The sequence below is a fragment of the Streptomyces sp. NPDC006512 genome, assembly GCF_040611935.1.
Classification (GTDB): Bacteria; Actinomycetota; Actinomycetes; order Streptomycetales; family Streptomycetaceae; genus Streptomyces.
Genome location: NZ_JBEXPG010000146.1, coordinates 1 through 1,034 on the forward strand (window position 1 = coordinate 1; position 1,034 = coordinate 1,034).

The 1,034-nt window shown below is 71.3% G+C and carries 2 pseudogenes; both read left to right on the top strand.

The window, feature by feature from the left end:
* Positions 1 to 639: pseudogene (locus ABZZ17_RS40020) on the top strand (hypothetical protein); the annotation flags it as partial.
* A 212-nt stretch (positions 640 to 851) separates the two neighbouring features.
* Positions 852 to 1,034, top strand: a pseudogene (locus ABZZ17_RS40025) (sulfate ABC transporter substrate-binding protein); the annotation flags it as partial.

Below are 1,034 nucleotides of genomic sequence, written 5' to 3' on the forward strand. Positions count from 1 at the left end.
CCCGTCCAGTACGTGATCCGCCCCCAGTCCGCCGAGCACCCGGACTACCGCGGCTACGCCGGCCAGATCGCCTCCGGCGTCCTGCGCGTCGGCGAAGCCGTCACCGTCCTGCCCTCGGGCCGCACCTCCGTCATCGAGGGCATCGACGCCCTCGGCGAAAGCGTCGACATCGCCTGGGCCCCCCAGTCGGTCACGCTCCGGCTCAAGGACGACATCGACATCTCCCGCGGCGACCTCATCGCCCCGTCCGCGAGCGCTCCGGCGACCACGCAGGACGTCGAGGCGACGGTGTGCCACGTGGCGGACCAGCCCCTGGCCGTCGGCGCCCGGGTGCTGATCAAGCACACGACGCGCACGGTGAAGGCGATCGTCAAGGAGATCCCCTCCCGGCTGACCCTCGACGACCTGTCCCAGCACCCGAACCCCGGCCAGCTCGTCGCCAACGACATCGGCCGCGTCGTCGTCCGCACCGCCGAGCCCCTCGCGCTCGACGCCTACGCCGACTCCCGCCGCACCGGGTCCTTCCTGCTGATCGACCCCGCCGACGGAACCACCCTGGCGGCCGGCATGGCGGGCGAGTCCTTCGCCTCCCAGGCCGAGACCACCGTCCAGGCGGATGAAGAAGGGTGGGACTTCTAACCCGTGAAGACCGACGTCTACTCCACTTTCGCGAAGGAGGGCGGCCGCGTGGGCAGCGGCGCCCTCGGCAGCGGCCAGGGAGGGGTTGCGCGATGTGCGCGATGACGTACGCGCACCGCATGCGCGCCCTCACCCCCCTCCAGCCGTACCCGCCCTTGTTCCACAGACGAAGACGTGCGTCATGAGATGACGCTACGAGAGGAAGTCCTCCCGTGCCTGCCACCGGAACCACCCGTACCACCCTGCGCCGCAGCATCGTGGCCGCTGCCGCCCTGCCCCTCCTGATCGGTGCCCTCGCGTCCTGCGGCTACGGCTCCGAGGCCAAGAAGGACGAGCCCAAGGACACGGCCGCCAACGTGGCCGACGGCGCCAAGAAGCTCTCCGCGTCCGAGGTC